Source organism: Mucilaginibacter sp. Mucisp86, assembly GCF_047324315.1.
In the GTDB taxonomy this organism is placed as follows: domain Bacteria; phylum Bacteroidota; class Bacteroidia; order Sphingobacteriales; family Sphingobacteriaceae; genus Mucilaginibacter.
The window spans coordinates 3896486-3911852 of sequence record NZ_CP168503.1 but is presented as its reverse complement, the minus strand read 5'-3'; the positions used below and the strand labels follow the sequence as shown (position 1 = coordinate 3911852).

General features: G+C 42.1%; 14 protein-coding genes and 1 tRNA gene. 10 read left to right on the top strand and 5 right to left on the bottom strand.

Annotated elements, in window-relative coordinates; genetic code table 11:
- Nucleotides 1–73 precede the first annotated feature (73 nt).
- The 6 genes from ACEN9X_RS16595 (at nt 74) to ACEN9X_RS16570 (ending at nt 5747) form a co-directional block, all read left to right on the top strand.
- Nucleotides 74–1483, top strand: a complete 1410-nt coding sequence (locus ACEN9X_RS16595; RefSeq protein ID WP_413666191.1) for an exosortase Y-associated Wzy-like protein — start codon at nt 74–76, stop codon at nt 1481–1483.
- A 77-nt stretch (nt 1484–1560) separates the two neighbouring features.
- The gene (locus ACEN9X_RS16590) at nt 1561–2184 is read left to right on the top strand and encodes a class I SAM-dependent methyltransferase (RefSeq protein WP_413666190.1); all 624 of its coding nucleotides are present in this window, start codon (nt 1561–1563) and stop codon (nt 2182–2184) included.
- Nucleotides 2181–3041: a glycosyltransferase family 2 protein gene (locus tag ACEN9X_RS16585; protein ID WP_413666189.1), complete on the top strand. Its 861-nt coding sequence runs from the start codon at nt 2181–2183 to the stop codon at nt 3039–3041. Before ACEN9X_RS16590 ends, ACEN9X_RS16585 begins: the two co-directional genes overlap by 4 nt.
- Nucleotides 3041–3607: an exosortase Y gene (xrtY, locus tag ACEN9X_RS16580; RefSeq protein WP_413666188.1), complete on the top strand. Its 567-nt coding sequence runs from the start codon at nt 3041–3043 to the stop codon at nt 3605–3607. The genes ACEN9X_RS16585 and xrtY overlap by 1 nt, the downstream gene beginning before the upstream one ends.
- Nucleotides 3594–4145 carry a WcaF family extracellular polysaccharide biosynthesis acetyltransferase gene (locus tag ACEN9X_RS16575; protein ID WP_413666187.1) on the top strand — a complete coding sequence of 184 codons (552 nt, stop codon included), beginning with the start codon at nt 3594–3596 and terminating at the stop codon, nt 4143–4145. The genes xrtY and ACEN9X_RS16575 overlap by 14 nt, the downstream gene beginning before the upstream one ends.
- 30 nt (nt 4146–4175) lie before the next feature.
- Nucleotides 4176–5747, top strand: coding sequence for a hypothetical protein (locus ACEN9X_RS16570; RefSeq protein ID WP_413666186.1), 1572 nt, complete (start codon nt 4176–4178; stop codon nt 5745–5747).
- Nucleotides 5748–5906: 159 nt separating this feature from the next.
- Here ACEN9X_RS16570 and obgE read toward each other — a convergent pair whose 3' ends face one another.
- The 4 genes from obgE to ACEN9X_RS16550 form a co-directional block, all read right to left on the bottom strand.
- Nucleotides 5907–6914: a GTPase ObgE gene (gene obgE, locus ACEN9X_RS16565; RefSeq protein WP_413666185.1), complete on the bottom strand. Its 1008-nt coding sequence runs from the start codon at nt 6912–6914 to the stop codon at nt 5907–5909.
- Between the two features lie 113 nt (nt 6915–7027).
- Nucleotides 7028–7606 (bottom strand): adenylate kinase, encoded by a 579-nt coding sequence (locus tag ACEN9X_RS16560; RefSeq protein WP_413666184.1) that lies wholly within the window; start codon nt 7604–7606, stop codon nt 7028–7030.
- A 101-nt stretch (nt 7607–7707) separates the two neighbouring features.
- Nucleotides 7708–7781: transfer RNA gene (locus tag ACEN9X_RS16555), tRNA-Arg, on the bottom strand.
- 62 nt (nt 7782–7843) lie between these two features.
- Complete coding sequence (locus tag ACEN9X_RS16550; RefSeq protein WP_413666183.1) at nt 7844–8305, bottom strand: redoxin domain-containing protein; 462 nt, start codon at nt 8303–8305, stop codon at nt 7844–7846.
- A gap of 201 nt (nt 8306–8506) precedes the next feature.
- On the opposite strand from ACEN9X_RS16550, the gene ACEN9X_RS16545 reads away from it, so the two are divergent.
- Nucleotides 8507–10906, top strand: coding sequence for an ABC transporter permease (locus ACEN9X_RS16545; protein WP_413666182.1), 2400 nt, complete (start codon nt 8507–8509; stop codon nt 10904–10906).
- A gap of 358 nt (nt 10907–11264) precedes the next feature.
- On the opposite strand, the gene ACEN9X_RS16540 is transcribed toward ACEN9X_RS16545, so the two are convergent.
- Nucleotides 11265–12134 (bottom strand): GGDEF domain-containing protein, encoded by an 870-nt coding sequence (locus tag ACEN9X_RS16540; RefSeq protein ID WP_413666181.1) that lies wholly within the window; start codon nt 12132–12134, stop codon nt 11265–11267.
- A gap of 123 nt (nt 12135–12257) precedes the next feature.
- Between ACEN9X_RS16540 and ACEN9X_RS16535 the strand changes: the two genes are divergently transcribed.
- The 3 genes from ACEN9X_RS16535 to atpC all read left to right on the top strand — a co-directional run bounded on the left by ACEN9X_RS16535 (nt 12258) and on the right by atpC (nt 15331).
- Nucleotides 12258–13244 carry an NAD(P)H-quinone oxidoreductase gene (locus ACEN9X_RS16535; RefSeq protein WP_413666180.1) on the top strand — a complete coding sequence of 329 codons (987 nt, stop codon included), beginning with the start codon at nt 12258–12260 and terminating at the stop codon, nt 13242–13244.
- 174 nt (nt 13245–13418) lie between these two features.
- Nucleotides 13419–14924 (top strand): F0F1 ATP synthase subunit beta, encoded by a 1506-nt coding sequence (gene atpD, locus ACEN9X_RS16530; protein ID WP_413666179.1) that lies wholly within the window; start codon nt 13419–13421, stop codon nt 14922–14924.
- A 155-nt stretch (nt 14925–15079) separates the two neighbouring features.
- Nucleotides 15080–15331: an ATP synthase F1 subunit epsilon gene (atpC, locus tag ACEN9X_RS16525; RefSeq protein ID WP_091174059.1), complete on the top strand. Its 252-nt coding sequence runs from the start codon at nt 15080–15082 to the stop codon at nt 15329–15331.
- Nucleotides 15332–15367 lie beyond the last annotated feature (36 nt).

The window sequence follows — 15367 nt, the reverse complement described above, 5'->3', positions numbered from 1 at the left end:
TTTTTACTTAGAGCTTATAACTTCAGACTAAAAACCAAGGGCAATTTGTCAATAACACGATATTAATTAATAAATGCAGCAAAGCAAATCAATAGAGCGGTATATTGTGTTGTTTATACCATGGCTGCTGGCGCTGGCATGTAAAAGCGATAGCGTGTTATCCTATTTTGTGGCATGGGGGGGCTCATTTTTTATATTCCTGATCACACTTACCGGCTGGGTACGCCCAATCCCCAATGATCGCCCCATTGCCGAACAATTGATGAGGCCTTTATTTATCATCCAGATAATTTTTGCGGGGTACATGTGCAGTACATCCATCTTCTATTTTATGAATACCCTCGGCTATGAAAATTTTAAGCACGTGTTTATTCATACCTTAAATGATAAAGATACATTGGGATTAATTGCACAATGCCAGCGCTATTACTGCCTCGGTCATGCTTCTTTTGTAATGGGGGTACTTATTTTCATGAACTATCCTGTAGTCAAAAAATACCACATCGAAACAGAAAAACTGGCAAACCTGCTCATGGTGTCGGCCATTATCAGCTTTCCGCTCTCATTGGTGTTTCTTAAAGTTCCGGGGCTTTCACAATTTTATTACCAGTTTAGCTCATTAAGCTTTATTGCCGGCACGTTGGCGTTAGCCTTCGCTATACCGCTAAAAAAAGCAGGCAATACGCTTATCTGTTTTTTGCTTTATGCCTTCAACTTTTACCAGGCACTTACATCTGGGTTTAAAGAACCTATTATCATCAGCATACTTGTTTTAGGCATCTTTTTGTACCCCACCTATAAAAAACTGGTAACCATTACTTTTATCCCTGCCATTTTTTTATTATTTACGGTATTGCCAACCTATAACCATATTTACCGCGCCAATGCCTGGAATGGTGATACCAATAGTGACCAGGCCTCACAACTGGCCCTTGATGCTGCATTAAATGTAGATGACGAAGATGTTAAAGAAACTAACTGGGATTTTTTAGTTTATCGCTTAAGCGAAATTGATATGTTTACCCGCTTTGTACAGTCGACGCCTAAAAATGTTGATTTTTATGGACTGGATCTCGTTAAACAATCGGCCATTGCATTAGTACCGCGAATACTATGGCCCTCTAAGCCTATTACCGAAGACCTGATCATGCAGCGGGTTTACGATGCCGGCGTAGTTAACCGTAATTCTTCCGTATCGGCCAAACCAGCCTATATTGTTGATGCCTACCTTTCGGGAGGTGATTTAGGAATTTTCATCTTCCTTTTTGGCTATGGTGCCATTGCGCAACTCATAGCCGTTAAAGCCGAAAAATTATTTGGAGGATATATATTAGGAACAGCACTTATATTTTCGGGCCTGTTTCAAATCATGTGGCGCGGCATCAGCTTCGAGTTTTTATTTAACACCGTTTTCTGGAGTTATATCAGCATGCTGCTCATCCACAGAATATTAGTAAATTCTAAGATTTTAAAAGAGGTTTAAAGTAATCCTTAGCCGATCACTAACAATCATAAAACAGCTGCGATAATAAAAAATATGTACCTGCAAATAACAACTGCATGAGCGCTTATAAAGACTACGATTATCCCGACGCAAGTCCCTGCCATGTATTTAAGGAGCTGGAGAAGCCACTGATGTCCTTATTAAATAAAGATGTTAACAGTAGTATTCTTGATCTTGGCTGCGGTAATGGGCACCTGGTAAATTATTTGTTGGCCCGGGGATTTAACGCTTACGGTATTGATGCATCTAAACCCGGCATAGCCATTGCCGAAAAAATAAACCCCGGCAGGTTTTTTGTTCATGACCTTTCCGTTGAAGGTTTGCCGGCGCCATTGAAAGATCATACTTTTAATACCATTATATCAACCGAGGTTATTGAGCATCTGTATGACCCTTATGCCTTTATACGCCTTTGCCGGGATGTTTTAAGCGAATCAAAAGGAGAGCTTATCGTATCCACGCCCTATCATGGCTATTTAAAAAATTTGTTTTTAAGCATCTTAAATAAATGGGATAACCATATCAGCCCTTTGTGGCAGGGCGGGCATATTAAATTCTGGTCGGTTAAAACGCTTACGCAAATTCTTAACGAACATGGGTTTGAAGTAACTGCATTCAGGGGCTGCGGCAGGTTTCCTTATTTTTGGATGACGATGATCATTAAAGCCAAACTCAAGTGAGCGAAAACCTGGACATTATTATTTTAACTTTTGACGAAGCAAAAAACATCGGCGACTGCCTGCAAAGTGCAACTGCGCTTAAGGCTAATATTTACATTGTTGATTCTGGCTCAACCGATAACACTTTGGATATTTGCAGGCGGCATACTCAAAACATTTTCACCCATCCGTTTGAAAACTATGCCGCTCAGCGTAACTGGGCACTGGATAATCTCCCTTTAGCAGGTGCCTGGGTCCTTAATCTTGATGCCGATCACCGGGTAACACCTGAACTTGCAGCACAGTTGAATGATATTTTCAGCAAGCCTGTAGATTCAGAAATCAATGGTTTTCTCATCAGCAGGCGTACGATGTTTATGGGAAAATGGATAAAACATGGCGGTCACTACCCTACTTATCATGCCAACCTGTTCAGGCAGGGTTTCGGGCGCTGCGAGGAAAAACTGTACGACCAGCATTTTAAGGTTACCGGCAACACACAGATACTAAAAACAGATATTATTGATGTCATAACCGATTCCCTTACCAGTTTCATTGCACGTCACAACCATTGGGCAACGCTGGAAGCACAGTATCTTGTTGAGCAGCAAAACGCTCCTTTAGTTGACGATAAGGGCAAATTGGTACATCCGCGCTTATTTGGTAACCCGATGGAACGCCGCCGATACATGAAAAAAAGGTACGAAGCGTTTCCCTTATTTGTAAGGCCTGTAATTTATTTCACGATAAGATATTTTATAAAGCTTGGTTTTTTAGATGGAAAAACCGGGCTGGTATTCCATTTTTTACAGGGTTTTTGGTTCAGGTTTTTGATCGATGCTAAAATTTATGAGTTACGAAAGGAGAGTAAAAAATAATGAAGCGCCCTGCTTTTTTTAATAATCCGGCAACACGGTTTATGCTGTTGTTCATATTGTTATTTACCATTTTCTACAATTTTAATATTTTCTTTTTTGGCATTACCAGTCCCGGCGGAAATTACAGTCCATTTTTAGCCGAGCATCTAAATTATATCGCAGCTTTAAGACAGCTTTTGCTGGATTGCAGCGTAACGGTCCTGAAGTGGCTTGGCTATGCAGCAATAGATAACAACTCCGAACTATTGGTTGCAGGTAAAGGTACGTTGGCCGTGGTTTACAGTTGCCTGGGATTAGGATTGATCAGCTTTTTTTCGGCTTTTGTGCTGGCCTATCCATCTCCGCTCCGATCAAAATTGGTGTTCCTCATTTCGGGGATTTTAGTTATCCAGCTTTTAAACGTATTGCGTTTTGTTTTACTGGCTATCTTTTGGTCAAAAAAGGCAAACCGGATAATTGACCATCACACCATTTTCAATATTATACTTTACATCATTATTGCGTTTAGCCTTTATATTTGGATTAAACGTAACGATAAGCTTGCCGGTACCGATGCCCAAAACTGATCTTTCTACTTACAACAATCATCCTTATAATCCGGGCGGCAACGCATTGAAGTGCATTTTATGGTACTACTTTAATGCGCTGTTTTTAAAAACAAGCATTTTACCATCAAGCGCGTTTAAAGTATTTTTTTTGAGGCTGTTTGGCGCAAAAATTGGTAAAAACGTAACTATCAAGCCTTGTGTAAACATCAAATATCCCTGGAACCTGCATATAGGCAACGAAAGCTGGATAGGCGAAAACGTATGGATAGATAGCCTGGTGCTGATCCGGATTGGTGCACATGTGTGCTTGTCGCAGGGGGCGGTGTTGTTAACGGGCAGTCACAATTACAAAAAAACATCGTTTGATTTGATCACCAAAGGCATAATTTTGGAAGATGGGGTATGGATTTGCGCAGGGGCAATGGTTACCCCCGGCATAACAGCCGCTTCACATGCGGTATTAACCAGCGGTTCCATTGCTACAAAAAATATGGAAGCCTATGGCATTTACCAGGGTAATCCTGCAGTAAAGATCCGGGAACGGGAGATCAGTTAAAAATTTACATCATCTGCTTAAAGTAACACTATGCTAAAACAAAAACTACAAACCCATCAAATCATCTTATTGGTTATGAGCGGGATTGTTTTCATTATGGGTATTATGCTGATCATAGCCCCTGCGGCCATTTATCCCGACCCGAGCAAAGGATTCCAGGTAATGCGCTCTATGGAGTTAGGCTCGGCGTTCAACATCGTTGTAAAACCCAATCAGAATGATATCAGCAAAAATACCTCTGAATTCTTGGCATGGTGGTCGCCGGGACAATACCTGGTGCCTTACTTTTTCAAACTGATTTTTGGCGTTAATACAGGGCAGGCCTCTTCTATAGTAACGCTGCTATTTTCGTTATCAGGCATTTTCGGATTTTACTATTTCTTTAAAAAGGCCGGGTTTACGCCAATGATCTCGGTTTTAAGTGTACTGTTCATCATCATTCAGCTCTCGTTTTTTACGCCTTATGTATTTTACAATGGCGGCGAAGTATTGCTTTTTGGCTATACCGGCTGGTTTTTATGCGGCTGTATGGCGTTCGAAAAAGTTAATTGGAAACTGGCGGTATTCATTTCTGTTGCCGGTATCATTGGTTTTATCTGTAAATCATCCTTTTTGTGGATGCTTGCCGCCGGCTGCTGTTTTTTGTGGTTCCGGCTTTCATTAGGTACAAAGGCTATCTCCGGCTGGATAAAAAATGGCTTATGGATAGGTATTCCGGCAATACTTTCACTACTTACCATCAGTCATTTTTATCTTTCTAAAGGAGGTAATCCATCAACCGTGCATGGCAGCATAAAACTGGCCTGGGAAACTTTCGGTTTTCCGCTGGCATCACCAATATTGACAGCTTTTTCGATAGATGATTTAACCAACGGCCTGTTGTTTCATGATGACCCTCCTATGTTTACCTATTTTTGGGGCGTAGTAATTGTACTTATTTGTGCCATATTAAGTATTTTACTCATCTGGTTTATCGTAAAAAAAGTTCCCTACAAAAATTACGTACTGCTGCTGCTGGTTTTTTATGTGGTAATGGTGTTGTTTTTCGGGCAATCGTTTTTGAGGCAGGCTAATATCTCATACGAGGCAAGGCATTTAAGGCTCATTGGGCTCATCATTGCCCCGGGCATCATTTATTTGATAAGCGGCCTGCAAACCGGTTACAAATACCTGTTTTATTTTGTGTGCTTCGTTATTGCCTACTCAAGCTATAAATATTTTGTACCAAGCTATTTTCAAAATAAAAACACGAGCGCACACGGCTATTCGGGGATAGCACAGTTATTTATTGATCAGCCATCGTTAAACTATATCCGGAACCTCGACAAGCAAAATACCAACGCGATTTTTGTAGTTACAAGTCCAGATCTGAGCCTGGAGATTGAACATAACCGTACGATAACAGTTGAAGCCATCGGCCCCGACGTAGCAATTGATTTTGACGATTATGTATATAAAGGCCACGCCGGTCCGCTGTATATAGTTTTACCTTCCGATTATATCGGCCCAAAATCAACCATCATGCGTAAATGTTTTCCGGGTTATAAGGGTTTTAAAATGACGATGCTGAGCAACCAGTTTATTTTGTGGGAGGCGAAGTAGGTGAAGGAAAGAGTCCCCCCTCACCGTTGTTGGTGTTGTCACCAACTATGTTTTTATACTCGAATGTTATTGTTATATCCAGAAAGCCTTATTCAAAAGCAGGATGTAAGATTGTTGGTGACAACACCAACAACAAGCAGAATACTTAAAAAAATCTCGTTAAACCACGCTCGCATTGATCTCTTTCCAGAGCAGGTCTTTTAGCTGATCGATATTTTTCTGGGCTACAGACGATATAAATATAGAGGGGATTCCATCCGGGATCTCCTTTTTCATTTCGGCCTGCAGCTCGTCGTCAAGCATGTCAGTTTTAGTAATTGCCAGCACACGCGGCTTGTGCATCAGTTCGGGATTGTATTCTTCCAGCTCACGTAATAATATTTCGTATTCTTCTTTTATGCTGCGCGACGTATCAGCAGGTACCATAAACAGTAATACTGAGTTACGCTCGATATGCCTTAAAAACCGAAGCCCTAAGCCCTTACCCTGCGATGCACCTTCGATAATACCCGGGATATCGGCCATTACAAATGAACGCCCGCCGCGATATGATACGATGCCTAAGTTAGGCACCAGTGTAGTGAATGCGTAATCAGCAATTTCGGGTTTTGCAGCCGACACTACCGAAAGCAGGGTTGATTTACCCGCGTTAGGGAACCCTACCAAACCAACATCAGCCAATACTTTAAGTTCGAGAATATTCCAGTCTTCACGGCCGTCTTCTCCGGGCTGCGCAAAACGCGGTGTTTGTTGGGTTGATGTTTTAAAATGCCAGTTTCCCAGTCCGCCACGGCCACCCGGAGTAAGGATCTTTGTTTCGCCGTCCTGAGTGATTTCGAAAAGTACTTCTCCGGTTTCGGCATTTTTTACGGTTGTACCAAGGGGTACTTCCAAAATTTCATCGCGACCGGTTTTGCCAGTACGTAATGAACTGCCGCCCGAATCACCATCGCCTGCAATAACGTGTTTTCGATATTTTAGGTGAAGCATTGTCCATAGCTGGGCGTTACCTTTTACAATAACATGGCCTCCCCTGCCGCCATCACCACCATCAGGACCACCTTTTGAAGTTAATATATCACGGTGCAAATGGGCAGAACCGGCACCTCCGTGGCCCGAACGGCAACAGATTTTTACATAATCAACAAAATTGGAACCCTGCGACATAATTTTTTTATTTAGACGGAAAGTCCGAAAGTTAGTAAAGTCCGAAAGTTAAGAATATTAATGTTCCCAACCTGCGGACTTTACCGACTTTCGGACTAAAGACTTCCGAACGACTATTTATTATACTCTTCTATAACATCAACTAAAGCACCGAAGATGTCATCTACCGAACCTACGCCGTTAATGTTTTTAAATTTATTTTGATTTTGATAAAAACCGGCTACAGGAGCAGTTTTATCATTGTATTCTTTAATGCGTTTGCGGATAACCTCGGGATTAGCATCATCTGCCCTGCCAGATTCTTTCCCCCTATCCAACAGACGGCGCTCAAGCTCGTCATCGTTAACCTCAAGCGCTGTCATGCCTGAAATTGCCGATTGCTTTGATTCCAATAACTTATCCAAAGCCTCTGCCTGTGCAACAGTGCGCGGGAAACCATCAAAAATAAAACCTTTGGCATCCTTGTTAGCGTCAAGCTTATTGCTGATCATGCCAATAACTACGGCATCCGGAACAAGTTTTCCGTCGTCCATCAGTTTCTTGGCTTCCAAACCCAATTCTGTACCTTGAGCAATTTCGCCGCGTAATAAATCCCCAGTTGAAAGATGGATCAAATCGTATTTCTCAATAAGTTTTTTCGACTGAGTACCTTTCCCGGCACCGGGAGGGCCAAACAAAACCAGATTTAGCATGCTCTTGATAAATTAAAAGCCTTTCGGTAATACAACAGAAAGGCTTATCAGTTAGTTTTGTGCACCTTGGGCAGAAAAACCCTGTAATTGCAGTGCGTTTGTGCACTCGAAGGGAGTCGAACCCCTAACCTTCTGATCCGTAGTCAGATGCTCTATCCAATTGAGCTACGAGTGCCTGTTCCGAAATGGAATGCAAAGATAGGATTTAAATAACCCGCTGCAAATTTTTATTCAAAATTATTTTACAATTTCTGCAATAGCTTTAAAGTCAGGTAAATGACCTGCATCTTCAAGCACCTCGGCGTAAATGACATTCTGCTCTTCGTCAATTACGAAGGCCGCGCGCTTGGCTACACCTTTAAGTCCCATAACAAATTGGTCATAAATAGCGCCATAAGCTGTAGATACTTCCTTGTTAAAATCAGAAAGCAAATCAAACTGATAATTGTTCTCCTCTTTAAATTTAGCTAAAGTAAAAGGCGAATCGACAGAAATGCCCAATATACTGGCATTGAGGCCATCATAATAACCAAAGCTGTCGCGCATGGTGCAAAGCTGCGTGGTACAAACGCCCGTAAAAGCCAGAGGAAAAAAGTGGATAACTACTTTGCGGCCTTTAAAATCGGCCAGTGAAACGCTTTTTAAGGCAGATGAAATCAAAATAAACTGAGGAGCCGGCTGGCCGATCTGTAATGACATATGGTGTTGTTTGTTTTAAGCAAATGAATGAAAATAAAATGAGTTAAATAAGCACACCTCCTTTTTTAACATTAAGATGTTTAAATGAATGCCTGCTTTATATAAAAGGCCGATCAAATAACACAAAAACTAAAAAATTAGTTATTATTATCGATTAACTAAAAACTTAGTTATATCTTTATAACATAAACCTTTTATGCTATGTTCAGGAACTACTTTAAAACCGCGCTGCGAAGCTTATTAAAAAACAAAGGCTTTACTTTTATTAATATTATAGGTTTAGCATTAGGGTTGGCCATTTGCCTGCTCATTACATTTTATGTGACAGATGAATTGAGTTACGATCAATATAATGTCAAACACAAAAGGATCTACCGAGTTAATACCGACCTAAAATTTAGCGGAACGCTTACTGAATATGCCATAACAGCTATTCCGGTTGCCAATGTTTTAAAAACAGAATGCCCCGAAGTTGAAACAGCCGTACGTGTAACACCGGCATTAAACATCCGCTTTAAAAAAGGCGACGAAATTGTACGCGAAGATGGCACGACATTTTACAGCGAACCCAATATTTTTGATGTATTTACCCTCCCCCTACTCTCCGGCGATGCCAAAACGGCTTTAAAGGAACCTAACACGATAGTGATCGCTGAGTCGATGGCTAAAAAATATTTTAACCGCAGCAATGTGATTGGGCAAACTTTGTTTTTAGTAACAAGCGGTACATCACTCAAAATAACCGGCGTCATGAAAGATATGCCGGTACAATCGCATTTCAGGGCCAACTTTTTACTGGCAGCCAGTCCGGTTAACAACGATGCTCCATGGAACAGGCTAACCGCCTTTGCCACTTATGTGCTGGTTAAACCCAACACAAACATTGCCAGCCTCGAATCAAAACTCAATGCAGAAATGCAAGAGGGACTTAAAGGCTCAAGCACTATGAATTACAGCAAGTTCAGGTCCGGCGGCAACTACTTCAAACTTAGCCTGATGCCGGTAACAGATATCCACCTTAAATCAAACCGGGTAATGGAGTTGGGTGCTAATGGCAACAGCCAGTATGTTTATATTTTTTCGGCGGTGGCTATATTTATTTTATTACTGGCCTGTATTAATTTCATGAACTTGTCCACAGCCCGCTCGGCCAGTCGGGCACGCGAAGTTGGGGTACGCAAGGTATTAGGCTCATCGCGCAAGCATCTTATTTTCCAGTTCCTTGCCGAGTCATTGATCGTAACTTTCGTAGCTGCCGTTATTGCGGTGTTTGCCGCGTGGGCCCTGCTACCTTTATTCAATCATCTTTCAAACAAACAATTAGTCATAAATGCGCAAACTGCAACCTGGCTATTGCCTGCATTATTAAGCATTGTTGTTATAGTTGGTGTTTTGGCAGGCTCCTATCCCGCATTTTTCCTTTCGGCATTTCAACCCATTAATGTTTTAAAAGGGAAGATCTCAACAGGCTTTAAAGGTGGTACATTCCGGAGCACGCTGGTGGTTTTCCAGTTTTCCATTTCTATTTTTTTGGTGATAGGCACTTTGGTGATCTATAACCAACTCAACTATATTCAAAATAAGAACCTCGGCTTTAACCGAAACCAGGTACTTATCCTCAACAACGTTAATACGCTTGAACACCCCGAACTGTTGAAACAGGAGATTAAAAAGCTACCCGGTGTTATTAACGCTACGCTTACCAGCTTTTTACCAACAGCCAATAACAAAGTGTTAAACTATGTGTCGCCCAGTGGAAAAGAGGGCCAGTCTACCCAATTCTGGAAAATTGATGAAGATTACATCGGCACCATGGGTATGCAAATGAAGAATGGCCGCGGTTTTTCCGGGGAGTTCAGGACCGATTCAACAGCGATGGTTATCAATGAAACAGCGGCAAAAGTATTTGGCTATGGCAATGATGCCATTGGCAAAACCATCAACACGGGCATTGCTAAGGACCTAAAAAAATATCATGTGATAGGCGTAGTAAAGGATTTCAACTTTAGTTCGTTGCGCGATAATGTCACCCCGCTGGTAATGGTGCTCGACAACGATTGGCTGGCGCGTTTAAGCATCCGCATAAATACCCATAACCTGCCCATCCTGATGACCGGAATAGAGAAAACCTGGAAAACCATCGCCCCAAATGAGCATTTTGAATATTCGTTCATGGACGCCGATTTTGATGCCCTGTACCGCACCGAGCAACGCATGGGGCAACTATTTATCATTTTTACAGGCTTAGCTATAGCTATTGCCTGCCTTGGTTTATTTGGCCTTGCCGCTTATGCCGCCGAGCAACGTAACCGGGAGATAGGCATTCGCAAGGTATTGGGTGCAAGCATAGCGGCTATTGTAACCATGTTATCGAAAGACTTTGTGAGGTTAGTGACTATGTCATTTTTAATTGCAGCGCCATTGGCCTGGTTAACTATGAACAAATGGCTGCAGGGTTTTGCTTACCGGCAAGATATACAATGGTGGGTGGTGATATTAGCAGGCGCGGGGGCTGTGGCTATCGCGTTTGTTACTATCAGTCTACAATCTTTCAGGGCTGCAGCGGCTAATCCGGTTGAGAGTTTGCGGGTTAGCGATTAGAGGTTGGGAGCTACTATGCCGGTGATTGGCTTGTAATTTCTGTTAACATATAGCACTTTTAAACATGAGGTACCTACGGAGCCAAAAAGTTACTTTATAAGTTGCTATAAACACGGTACTCCTAACGGAGTTTTAATTTAACGCCGAATACCCCAGAGAGGTACCGTGTTTATAGAAAATAAATCGAAAACCTTTAGGCTCCGTAGGTGCCTCGTATTTACTGTTGATTTTAAAAGCGTATTACTTACCGTCCGCATTCTAAAACAAACCCTCGACCGACGCAAGTATGAAGGGCGGGAATGGAGGGCAATCGCTACTTGTGCCTTTAGCAACGGTATAAGTAGCCTTTATCTTCAGATCATTGGATCTTAAAAATCCTTCTTGCGTTATCATATAAGGATTTATATTTCAAAAATGTATCTTCTTCTGTTTTATCCCAATAAACCCGTAGCCCATTACTTTCTTCAACTGCCTGCACAAATCCTCTTTGCAACTTATCATAAGCCTGTTCAAAGGTATCTGATGGATATAACGGTACGATAGCACCGTGAAAAGTAATTTTGTAATTTGAAAAAACAGGAGATTCAGCGTTCAGTTCTTCCAGCTGCTTTTGGATCCTCGCTAAAAAACCGACTGCCTCATACTGGGGGCCTTTTATCAGAAAAATAAACTCATCTCCACCTGTGTATTTTCGGTAGATGCGTTTCATGAAATTATTTTCAAGTTTATAATCCCGCTTGTAGATCTCCTCGTCCCTTCTCATCCTGCCAAACAACTCCTGGGCAATCGTCCTGATCACTTCATCGCCTTTTTGAAACCCTTGTTTTTTATTTATCTCACCAAAACCGTCTAAATCAATCAGTATTAGATGAAATAACTCTTTGGGTCTGTTTTGAATATCTATTTTAAACTTCTCCTGATTGGCAATACCGGTCACAAAGTCTATCAAACGCATCCTTTCAGAATCTAATAATAATGCTTTCACATTTTCCAGTTCTGTTTTAGTTTTCTTGTGACTGGTAACTTCTTTGAAATAAAAAATATAAACACTATAAAACACCAGCAAACCAATGCCTAATAACGAAAACACATATAACGGAACGCTGATAGTTATCCCGGCAGGAAAAAAGAATGCCTTGATTTTATCAAACTCCGTAAAAAATAAAATTATACCGGTAATAGTTGTCAGTATTACGCCAAGCGAGGTTATAAGTTTACGGGGCTCCACAATAATTAAATTGATATTTAGGATGATATAAATTTATACAATTAGTTTTAATCTGAAGCCAATACGCAGAGGCTTTTCCTTACATGACATTTTCATCTTAACTTAGCTTTCAACGTCATACCTATGAAAGCAATAGTAATAACCCAACCCGGTGGCCCGGAAGTTTTGCAATTGGCCGAAAGGCCAAAGCCTCAATACGGAGCCGATGAAGTACTGATTAAAGTAATGGCGGCCGGTGTTAACCGCCCCGATGTGTTTCAGCGCAAGGGGAATTATCCGCCACCTGCCAGCGCCCCTGCAGATATCCCCGGACTGGAAGTAGCCGGCATAATTGTCGAAGTAGGTGACGCTGTTATCCAATGGAAACCTGGCGATAAGGTTTGCGCGCTGGTTACTGGCGGCGGTTATGCCGAATATTGCAAAGCACCCGAAGGCCAATGTCTCCCCGTACCTGCCAACCTTAGCTTCACCGAGGCGGCTTCACTGCCCGAAACATTTTTTACAGTGTGGAGCAATGTGTTTGATCGTGGCAATCTGCAACCCGGTCAATCGCTGCTGATACATGGCGGATCAAGCGGTATTGGTGTAACGGCTATTCAAATGGCCAAAGCTTTGGGCAGTACCGTTTATGTAACAGCCGGTTCTGATGAAAAATGCGGCTTCTGCGAGCAGCTTGGCGCCGACAAGGCCATCAACTATAAAACAACTGATTTTAAAGACGCGATCAAATCGCTTACCCATAGCATTGGCGTTAATGTGATCCTGGATATGATTGGCGGCGACTATATACCCGGCAATATCGATTCGTTGGCTGTTGAAGGCAGGCTGGTGATGATCAACGCCATGAATGGCCGCGAAGTGCAGCTTGACCTGGCTAAAGTCATGGCCAAAAGGCTCATCATTACGGGCTCCATGTTAAGGAGCCGTGAGGTTGCATTTAAAGCCGCTATCGCCCAAAATCTCGAACAAAAAATATGGCCTTTGCTATCATCAGGTAAAATCAAGCCCATAGTGTATAAAATTTTCGATGCCGGCGAAGCTGCAGAAGCTCATAAACTGATGGAAAGTAGTACTCATACAGGCAAAATTGTATTGACTTTCGCGCAATAAAGGCAAACAATTAACAATGTTGAAATTATCCTTTAAAAAACTTGGTACACTATTTAAATAATTGGATAGAAATCTTAACTTTGCGCCTCTGAAATAGCATCTTATACATTCCTGTTACAAATGATGTATGTTGCTGTTCAGTAAAAGCATTTTTTAAAAAACACCAGGTTATATATGCCAAACATTGGAAAAATTTCAAGGATCATTGGTCCGGTAGTCGACGTAAGTTTCGCTGATGACGCTCATCTTCCTAAAATTTATGACGCGTTAGAGATCACGAAAGACAATGGCCAAAAAATCATTTTAGAGGTTCAGCAGCACTTAGGCGAAGACCGTGTACGTGCCATCGCGATGGACTCGACCGACGGTTTGTTACGCGGTATGAAGGTATTGGATACCGAAGCGGCTATCAAAATGCCTATCGGCGATAACATCAAAGGTCGTGTATTTAACGTGGTAGGTGATGCTATCGACGGTATTGCTAACCTTGACAAATCAAACGGTCGCCCTATCCACGCTACTCCTCCAAAGTTTGATGATCTATCAACCGAAACTGAAGTACTTTTTACAGGTATTAAAGTTATCGACCTTTTAGAGCCTTATGCAAAAGGTGGTAAAATCGGTTTGTTTGGTGGTGCCGGTGTAGGTAAAACAGTATTGATCCAGGAACTGATCAACAACATCGCGAAAGCTTATGCAGGTTTATCTGTATTTGCAGGTGTTGGTGAGCGTACACGTGAAGGTAATGACCTTTTACGTGAGATGCTTGAGTCAGGCATTATAAAATATGGCGACGCTTTCATGCATTCAATGGAAGAAGGCGGTTGGGACTTAACTAAAGTTGATACCGAAGCCATGAAAGATTCAAAAGCAACATTCGTGTTCGGTCAGATGAACGAGCCGCCGGGTGCACGTGCACGTGTGGCCCTTTCAGGCTTAACTATTGCCGAGTATTTCCGTGATGGTGATGAAGATGGTAAAGGCCGTGATATCCTTTTCTTTATCGACAACATCTTCCGCTTTACCCAGGCAGGTTCAGAAGTATCAGCGCTATTAGGCCGTATGCCATCTGCAGTAGGTTACCAGCCAACGCTTGCTACCGAGATGGGTACCATGCAGGAGCGTATCACTTCAACCAAACGCGGTTCAATCACGTCAGTACAGGCAGTTTACGTACCTGCGGATGACTTGACCGACCCGGCGCCGGCTACAACCTTCGCCCACTTGGATGCTACTACCGTACTTTCACGTAAAATTGCCGAGCTTGGTATTTACCCTGCGGTGGATCCGTTGGATTCAACCTCACGTATCCTTAGCCCAGCAGTTTTAGGTGACGAGCACTACAATACCGCGCAACGCGTTAAAGAAACTTTACAACGCTACAAAGAGCTTCAGGATATCATCGCCATCTTGGGTATGGACGAGCTTTCTGAAGAAGATAAGTTAGTTGTATCACGCGCACGTCGTGTTCAGCGTTTCTTGTCACAGCCGTTCCACGTTGCCGAGCAGTTCACCGGCTTAAAAGGTGTACTGGTTGACATTAAAGATACCATCAAAGGTTTCAACATGATCATGGACGGCGAAGTTGATGAGTATCCTGAAGCAGCTTTCAACTTAGTTGGCAGCATTGAAGATGCTATTGAAAAAGGCAAAAAGCTGTTAGCTGAAGCTAACGCTTAGATTTGAGATGTGAGATATGAGATTTGAGATAGAAGACCTAAATTTGGTTAATATCATTCAAGCTTATATCTCACATATAAAACCCGATTTAAGATCGCAGATCAGGACAGCGTTGTCTCACGTCTCAAATCTCAAATCTCATATCTAAAAAAGACATGACATTAGAAATTCTTACTCCCGATAAAAAAGTTTACGAAGGCGAGGCCACCTCGGTAACCCTGCCTGGTGCTTTGGGATTATTTGAAATACTGAACAACCACGCCCCTATTATTTCCACCCTTCAGGATGGCAAACTTACCGTACGCGGTGGTGCTGCTAAAGAAGAAGTGTTTTTTATTAAAGGCGGTGTTGTTGAAGCATTAAACAATAAAGTAACTGTTTTGGCCGAAGGTATTCAGCACAAATAGGCGCTACTTTATAAACTTACATAAAGCGCCCGGGTA

Excerpts from the sequence above, each read along its gene's own strand:
- atpD (WP_413666179.1), top strand. The coding sequence starts at position 13,419 with ATGCCAAACATTGGAAAAATTTCAAGGATCATTGGTCCGGTAGTCGAC.
- ACEN9X_RS16595 (WP_413666191.1), top strand. The coding sequence starts at position 74 with ATGCAGCAAAGCAAATCAATAGAGCGGTATATTGTGTTGTTTATACCA.
- ACEN9X_RS16575 (WP_413666187.1), top strand. The coding sequence starts at position 3,594 with ATGCCCAAAACTGATCTTTCTACTTACAACAATCATCCTTATAATCCG.
- ACEN9X_RS16560 (WP_413666184.1), bottom strand. The coding sequence starts at position 7,606 with ATGCTAAATCTGGTTTTGTTTGGCCCTCCCGGTGCCGGGAAAGGTACT.
- ACEN9X_RS16550 (WP_413666183.1), bottom strand. The coding sequence starts at position 8,305 with ATGTCATTACAGATCGGCCAGCCGGCTCCTCAGTTTATTTTGATTTCA.
- atpC (WP_091174059.1), top strand. The coding sequence starts at position 15,080 with ATGACATTAGAAATTCTTACTCCCGATAAAAAAGTTTACGAAGGCGAG.
- ACEN9X_RS16590 (WP_413666190.1), top strand. The coding sequence starts at position 1,561 with ATGAGCGCTTATAAAGACTACGATTATCCCGACGCAAGTCCCTGCCAT.
- xrtY (WP_413666188.1), top strand. The coding sequence starts at position 3,041 with ATGAAGCGCCCTGCTTTTTTTAATAATCCGGCAACACGGTTTATGCTG.
- obgE (WP_413666185.1), bottom strand. The coding sequence starts at position 6,914 with ATGTCGCAGGGTTCCAATTTTGTTGATTATGTAAAAATCTGTTGCCGT.
- ACEN9X_RS16535 (WP_413666180.1), top strand. The coding sequence starts at position 12,258 with ATGAAAGCAATAGTAATAACCCAACCCGGTGGCCCGGAAGTTTTGCAA.
- ACEN9X_RS16545 (WP_413666182.1), top strand. The coding sequence starts at position 8,507 with ATGTTCAGGAACTACTTTAAAACCGCGCTGCGAAGCTTATTAAAAAAC.
- ACEN9X_RS16570 (WP_413666186.1), top strand. The coding sequence starts at position 4,176 with ATGCTAAAACAAAAACTACAAACCCATCAAATCATCTTATTGGTTATG.